The organism is Haloactinopolyspora sp., assembly GCF_027324685.1.
GTDB lineage: Bacteria > Actinomycetota > Actinomycetes > Jiangellales > Jiangellaceae > Haloactinopolyspora.
Genome location: NZ_DAHVSH010000139.1, coordinates 22,667 through 29,818, shown reverse-complemented (window position 1 = coordinate 29,818; position 7,152 = coordinate 22,667). Strand labels below are relative to the sequence as shown.

The window sequence follows — 7,152 nt, the reverse complement described above, 5'->3', positions numbered from 1 at the left end:
TGGCGCCGGCCATCGTGGCGATCGAGTCGGAGTCGCGCCCGTAGTTGACCCCGCCGAGCACTGCGTCCCGCCAGTCACCGCCGGCGATGGCCGGCATGGCCAGCGCTATCGGCAGCTCCTCGATGGCATGCAGCCGGCTCGGCCGCCGGGCACCGAGGCCCTGATCGCGGTAGTCCTCCCCCACCGTGTCGTACGGCGCGACGGCCCGCCGGAGCTTGCCCGATTCGATGGCCTCGGTCCAGTGGCCGATGGATGCCGCGATCTCGAGCACGGCCTCGATCGCCGCTTTGGTGCCGTCCTTGGCCAGCCGCCCCGCGGTCGCGACAACGTCGTCGACGCTCGCCCGCGGTGCTGCGGCCGCGGCCACGCAGGCGGCCATGACACCGGCCGCTTCACGCCCGTACGACCATTGATGCGCACCTGCGACATCGATGGCCTCGGCGTACGCGGCATCGGGATCGGCAGCGTTCACGATGCCGATCGGAGCCATGTACATCGCCGCACCGCAGTTCACCGCGTTGCCCACGCCGGCCTCACGTGGGTCGGCATGTCCCCAGTGCAACCGCAGCGCGATGTACTTCTCGGCGAGGAACACCCGTTGCAGGGGCAGCGCCCGGGATTCGAGCTCGGGGATCCAGGTCTCGCGGCCGATCATCAACGGCACCAGACGTTCGGCGACGTCGTACGCGCTGAGGTGGGTCCGGGCCTGCTCATACACCTCGATCAGCAGATGGGTCATCAACGTGTCGTCGGTGACGTGCCCGTCGCCCTTGTGGTACGGCGCGATCGGGCGAGCGGTCTTCCAGTCCTCGAAGTAGGGGGGAACGATGCCCTCCACCCAGCCGCCCCAGCGCTGCCGGATCTGCTGCGGTGACCAACCCTCCGTCGCTCCCCCGAGTGCATCACCAACGGCGGCGCCGGTCAGGCAGCCGACCGCGCGGTCCACGAGCGCGTTATCGGTCACGAATCGCTCTCTCCCCTCCATGCGGCCAGCTGCCGCGCCAGTTTCACCAGATCTGTTCCAGCGAGGTCCCCCGTGCAACACCCCGCCAGCCATCGGCACCGGGCTACCCAACCGGCCGGCCAGGAGTCCGCACCGCAGGCCGCCCCGACCAGCGCACCGGTCAACGCCGGTGCGCTGTCGGCGAGCGCCGGCAGGCACACCGCCGCCGTCACCGCGTCGATCGGCGCCCCGCGCGATCGCTCGTTGACCTGTGCCAACGCGAGAGCGACCGGGACGGTTTGGGCCGCTGCCACGCCGTAGCTGTAGACGTGATCGACCAGCTCGGCGAGCGCGGGGACGGCTTCGGCGGGCGAGCCGGCCCGGGCGGTCGCTGCCAGCGCACGTTCGGTCGTCTCCGCCAGCAGCCCGTTCGACGGGAGCCGGGACGCAGCAGCGGTCCACGACGCCACGAGCGGCTCCCCCGCGATCAGCCGGGCGACCGTCTCGGCGATCACCTGTGCGGCGGCCACCCCGTCGTCGGCGTTGGTCACTTCGGCGTCCCACCCCGCCACCTGCGCGGCGCGTGCCGGGTCCGGAACGGCCGCGGCGATCGCGACCGCGCGGATCGCCGCGGCGTCGTCGAAATGATGCGGGTTGTCGTGCCCGCTGACGGGCGGATCGATGCCGCGCCGAAGCGAGTCGGCTGCGGTGGCGACGCTGATCCGGCCGCGAGGCAACGCTTCGTCCAGCGCGGCTCGGCGCCAGCCCGCGTGCACACCGGCGCGGGTGATCGGCCCGGCGGAGTCGAGCAGCCACCGGGCCGTCCACGCTGCCCATTCCGCGTCGTCGCTGGGCCCCAGTCGCAGCGGCTGCGTCGGCTGGTTCAACGAGAACGGCACCGGAAGCGTCGTGACCTGCTCGGTCTCGGAGAACTCCACCAGCTCGCGGTGCAGGCGACGAGTCCACGGCGGGAGCAGGTGCGCCCGGTGCCGCACCGATGGCCACCCCGCCGCGTCACCGATGGCCAGCCCGAGCAAGGCCCCGGCGACCCGATCTGGTTCCGTCCGAGCGCTCACGCCGAGACCCCCGCACGCTCGGTCAGGCGGTCAGCGAGGTCCAGCGGATGCCATCCGGCCACCACCGGCCCCAGGCACCGGCCGGACACCGGTCCGATGAGCGCCTGCCACGCCGCCGGGACAGCACCGAGCCCGCCATGAGCACCCGCCAAGGCGCCGGCGATGGCCGCGGTCGTGTCGGCGTCGCGCCCCATCGCCACCGCACCCGGGACGGCCGCGGCGAACTCGCCCTCGGCGGCGAGGAAGGCCGCGAACGCCAGCGCGATCGCCTCCGGGCCGAGGTCGGTCCACGGGTACTGCGACACCACGACGGCATCGAGCAGGGCAGCTGTGTCGCCGGCGTGGGCCACCGACGCCGCCAGCGACCGGGCCGTCCAGGAGTCGGCGGGAACGGCGCGCCGGGCATGATCGACGATCTCGCCCGGTTCGGCCCCGCCCATCGCCGCCGCCACCGCGGCGGCGACCGCGACGCCCGCGTGGATGCCTTCGCCGTCGTGGCTGACCGCTCCGTCGACGGCTGCCAGCCGCGCCGCTTCGGCCGGCTCTCCGGCGGCGAAGACACCGTGGACCGCTGAGCGCATCGCCAGCCCATCGCTCCAGGAGTGCAGGTGCCGGCCGCTGGCCGGTGGCCGGATTCCGGCGCGCAAGTTCTCCAGCGTTCCCAGCTCGCTGAATCCGGCGCCCGGGAAGCCCGCCCGGTCGGCGAGGTGCGTCACCCAGGCATCCGCGACGTGGTCGCTGGTCAGGTCAGGTCCGTGGGTGAGCAGGAGCAGAGCGCTGAAGGTCGCGTACTCGGTGTCGTCGGTGCCGGCCGGCTCGTCGGTGAGGAACCCGTCGATCCGGCCCCACCGCTCGGCGATCGCCGCAGCGGTCATGTTCTCCGCCGGGGCGCCCATCGCGTCGCCCACGGCCAACCCGAGCAAGCACCCTTGCGCTCGTTCCCGCATGCTCGCACCCGCCTCAGCGCTGGTATCGCTCGAGGATCGCGTTGCCCTCGTCGACGAGCTTCGAGCCGAGGTCGTCCATCGACAGCGAGTTGGCGAAGAACTCCTCGATCGCGGGGTTGGCGACCTTGTTCTTCCACTCCTCGTAGCCGCGCACCGTCTGGAACGGCGCCTGCTCGAGGATCGCGCCGGAGGCTGCAGCGACCGGCCAGTCCGGGGTCTCGGTCAGCACCTCGTTCTCAGCGGCGCCCTCGCTGGCCGGGATCATCCAGTCGCCCTTGGCCAGCGTCGCCTGGTTCTCGGCATTGAGCAGATACTCCAAGAAGGCCATCGCTTCCTCGGGGTGCTCGGTCTCCGCCGCGATCGACACGGTCTGCGGCGCCGCCGCCTGCGTCTGCGACTCGCCCTTCAGGGCCGGGATCGTGACCCATTCGAAGCCCTCCGGCGCCTGGTCCATGATCTGCTGACGGAACCAGATGCCCTTGGGGAGCAGCGCGTACTGCCCGTCGAAGAAGCCGGGCAACGGGTCCGAACCGCCCATGCCGATGGCTTCGGGAGCGGCGGACTGGTCCACGTACAACTGGTCGTGGATGCGCTGGAGGACCTCCTTCTCCGCATCACCGAACACCACCTCGCTGGCGCCGTCGGATTCGGTGAAGAACTCCCCGCCGAAGTTGAGCGCGAGGTTGAGGATGCGGTTCGCCGGGTCCTTCAGCGTCCATGCCACCCCGTAGGTGTCGGCATCGGTGAGCTTGCGTGAGATCTCGGCGAACTCGTCCCAGGTCCATGGGTCGTCGGGAGCCGGAACCTCGATTCCGGCCTGGTCGAGCAGCGCCTTGTTGGCGAAGATCACCTGCGCGTCGAGCAGGAACGGCACCGCGTAGACGGAGTCGTCGAAGGTCACTGCGTCCCACGCGCCGTCGCGGATGTCGTCCTTCATCTCGTCGGAGATCATGTCGGTGAGGTCGAGCAGCCAGCCGCGGTCGGCGAAGTCCTGCAGGTAGGAGGACTCGTAATGCACCAGATCCGGTGCTGTGCCGCCTTCGAACGCCGTCACCAATTGGTCTTGCACCGACGCCCAGTCACCCTGCAGGTACTCCACCTGGATGTCAGGGTGGTCGGCGTTCCACTGCTCGATGATCTCCTTGTTGGCTTCGATCGATTCCGGCTGGAATGCCAGGGCTTGGAAGGTGAGCTGGACGGGGCCGTCATCGGTACCGGAGCTGTCTCCGGCGCCGCAGGCCGCGAGCACAAGACCGGTGCTCATCGCCGCGGTCACGACGGTCGCTCTGCGCACGATGCTCTTCACGGTTGTCCTCCTGAACGAGGGTTCGAACGGACAGGTCTTCATGACTTCACCGCACCGCCGAGCAGCCCCCCGACGAGGCGCCGCTGGATGATCGCGAAGAAGACGAGGCTGGGAATGGTCGCCACCAGCGCGGCCGCGGCGAGCGGACCGAGCCGGGCGACCCCGTCGGCGCCGATGAACTTCACCAGCGTCAGCGAAATGGTCTGGAGCTCGGGCGTGCGCAGGAGCACCAGCGCGAACAGGAATTCGTTCCAGGCCGACACGAACGCGAACATCGCCGCGGCCACCACACCCGGTACGAGCAACGGCGCCACCACTTCCCGCAACGCCCGCAGCTTGCCGGCTCCGTCGATCGCCGCCGCCTCCTCGAGCTCGACCGGAATGCCGCTGACGTAGCTGCGCAGCATCCACAGCGCGAACGGCATGCTCCAGACGACGTACACGATGATCAGGCCGAGCTGGGTGTCGTACAGACCGGCGTTCCGCAGGACCAGGAACAGCGGGATGATGACGAGGATGAACGGGAACAGCTGGCTGAGCAGCACCCACAGCATCGTCAAGCGGCTGACGGCCGACCGGTACCGAGCCATCACGTAGGCCGCCGGGATGGACAGGACCACGGTGATCAACGCCGAGGTGCCGGCCACGACGACGGTGTTCAGCAGCGCGCGGGCGATGGGTTGCTGCTCGAAGGCGACCCGGAAGTTCTCCAGCGTGGGGTTCTCCGGGATGATCGTGGGCTCGATCCGAGCGATCTCCGGTGGTGTCTTCAACGCCGTGGAGAGCAGCCACAGCAACGGGAAGGCGAGAAAGACCAGGTAGGCGATCAGCGCCACGTACTTGCCGGGGGTGGACAGAGAGCGGAGCACGCGCATGATTCAGTCCGCCTCCTTCAGCCGGCGACGCAGGTAGAGCACGACGAACACGGCCATGACGATGACCATGGCGTTGCCCAACGCCGCCGCGTACGCGTAGTTGCCGTACCGGAACGCCTCCTCGTAGGCGAAGAGCAACGGCAGCCGGGTGGCGCCGCCGGGACCGCCCTGGGTGAGGACGTACACCAGGCCGAAGGAGTTGAAGTTCCAGATGAAGTCCAGCGTCGTCATCGCGAACGCCACCGGCCGCAGCGCGGGCCAGGTCACCGCGCGGAAGCGCTGCCAGGCATTCGCCCCGTCCACGGCCGCCGCCTCGACCAGTTCGGTCCGCACGCTCTGCAGCCCGGCGAGCAGAACGACGGTGGTCTGCGGCATCCCGGCCCAGACGCCGACGACGATGACCGCGGGCAGCGCCAGCGACAGCGACGTCAACCACTCGACGTTCGAGTCGATGACGCCGAGGTCTTTGAGGACGCTGTTCAGGATGCCCGCGTTCGGGTGATACACCAGCCGCCACATGATGCCGATGACCACCTGGGGCATCGCCCACGGGACGATGGCGAGCGTCCGCGCCAACCAGCGCATCCGGATTCGCTGATTGAGCAGCAGCGCCAGCCCCAAGCTGGCGAAGAACTGCAGGATCGTCACCCCGAACGCCCAGACCAGGCCGATCCGGAACGACTCCCAGAAGTAGGAGTCCCCGAGCATGGTCGCGTAGTTGTCCAGCCCGGTGAACGAGAACTCCAGGTCTCGGCCGGCGCGGGCGTCGGTGAAACCGAGGTAGATCCCCCGCAGCAGCGGGTACAGGCTGAAGATCACCACCGGGATCAGCGCCGGGACAGCGAGGAACAGCGCCTCCCGGTTCAGCCCGAGGAACGTCCGCCGGGGCTGCGCGGCGGTGGGCTCGGGTGCCGGTGGCCGAACTGTCGGCGTACGCGTCGACGTCATCGGCTACTCTCCCGGATGGTCAACGATGGAGGGACGGTGACCCGCTCCGGCGGCGAATCGTCGCCGTTCATCCGAGCGAGCAAGAGCTTCGCGGCGATCCGCCCACGGTCGGCCGAGCCCAGGGACACGCTCGACAATGGCGGGAAGCTGGTGGCGGCCAGAGTGGTGTCGTCCATGCCGACGACGCGCACGTCGTCCGGGACGGTCCGGCCGAGTTCGCGCAGGGCATGCAGGGTGCCCATGGCGATGAGGTCGTTGGCTCCGAACACCGCGTCGACGTCGGTCCGCGTCAGCACCTCACGAGCGGCCCGCCGGCCGGACTCGAACTGAAAGTCGGCGAACTCCACCAGGTCGTCGTCGAGAGGCAGCCCGCAGGCGGCGAGCCCGGCACGGTAACCGGCGTACCGGGCTTCGCCGGGCACGGTGTCGATCGGGCCGTCGATGAACGCGATGCGCCGGGCTCCTGCGGCGTACAAGTGCTCGACGGCCATCCGCGCGCCCACGCGGGAGTCGGCGCGTACGTTGTCGACCGACACGTCGTCGGGCAGCAGCCCGATCACGATGACCGGGACCGCGGTTTCGCGCAGCGCGGCCACATGGCGCCCGGTCACCCGCAGCGGGCACAGGATCAGGCCGTCGACGTAGTTCTGGCTCAGGCTGTCCAGCACGCTGACCTCGTCCTCGACGTCGGCACCGGTGCTGTGCAGGAGCAGCCGGTACCCGGCGTCGCGCAGGACCGGCTGGATCTGGCGGACCATCTCCAAGTAGGCGGCGTTGCCGATGTCCTCCATGGCGAAGGCGACCTGGGCGGTGTGGCGCGTCTTCAGCGACTGCGCCACCTGGCTGGGGACGTACCCGAGTTGCTGCACCGCCGCCTCGACCCGGGCGACCATCTCGGCGTTCGACGTGTTCCCGTTGAGTGCGCGCGACACCGAGGAGATCGACACACCGGCGACCTTGGCGACCTCATGGATCGTCGGCCGTCGGCGCTGCATCGAGATCAACTCCTCGGAAACGTTTCCAGCAGTGGCGACATCCCGGCCCTGGAAACGTTTCC

The 7,152-nt window shown here is 69.8% G+C and carries 7 protein-coding genes; all 7 read right to left on the bottom strand.

Annotated features, from left to right (window positions below; translation table 11 throughout):
* Nucleotides 1-964: ADP-ribosylglycohydrolase family protein (locus M6444_RS15450; protein ID WP_298329204.1), on the bottom strand; the 964-nt coding region annotated here is incomplete at its 3' end.
* Entirely contained in the window at nucleotides 961-2,019 is a 1,059-nt protein-coding gene (locus M6444_RS15445) for an ADP-ribosylglycohydrolase family protein (protein WP_298329202.1), read from the bottom strand. The genes M6444_RS15450 and M6444_RS15445, both read right to left, overlap by 4 nt.
* On the bottom strand, nucleotides 2,016-2,966 hold the full coding sequence (locus M6444_RS15440) for an ADP-ribosylglycohydrolase family protein (protein ID WP_298329199.1): 951 nt from the start codon (nucleotides 2,964-2,966) through the stop codon (nucleotides 2,016-2,018). Before M6444_RS15440 ends, M6444_RS15445 begins: the two co-directional genes overlap by 4 nt.
* Nucleotides 2,967-2,979: 13 nt before the next feature.
* Nucleotides 2,980-4,272: a sugar ABC transporter substrate-binding protein gene (locus M6444_RS15435; RefSeq protein WP_298329196.1), complete on the bottom strand. Its 1,293-nt coding sequence runs from the start codon at nucleotides 4,270-4,272 to the stop codon at nucleotides 2,980-2,982.
* Nucleotides 4,273-4,310: 38 nt separating this feature from the next.
* Nucleotides 4,311-5,147, bottom strand: coding sequence for a carbohydrate ABC transporter permease (locus M6444_RS15430; RefSeq protein WP_298329195.1), 837 nt, complete (start codon nucleotides 5,145-5,147; stop codon nucleotides 4,311-4,313).
* A gap of 3 nt (nucleotides 5,148-5,150) precedes the next feature.
* On the bottom strand, nucleotides 5,151-6,095 hold the full coding sequence (locus tag M6444_RS15425; RefSeq protein WP_298329191.1) for a sugar ABC transporter permease: 945 nt from the start codon (nucleotides 6,093-6,095) through the stop codon (nucleotides 5,151-5,153).
* Nucleotides 6,092-7,090 carry a LacI family DNA-binding transcriptional regulator gene (locus M6444_RS15420; RefSeq protein WP_298329188.1) on the bottom strand — a complete coding sequence of 333 codons (999 nt, stop codon included), beginning with the start codon at nucleotides 7,088-7,090 and terminating at the stop codon, nucleotides 6,092-6,094. The genes M6444_RS15425 and M6444_RS15420 overlap by 4 nt, the downstream gene beginning before the upstream one ends.
* Between the last annotated feature and the right edge of the window lie 62 nt (nucleotides 7,091-7,152).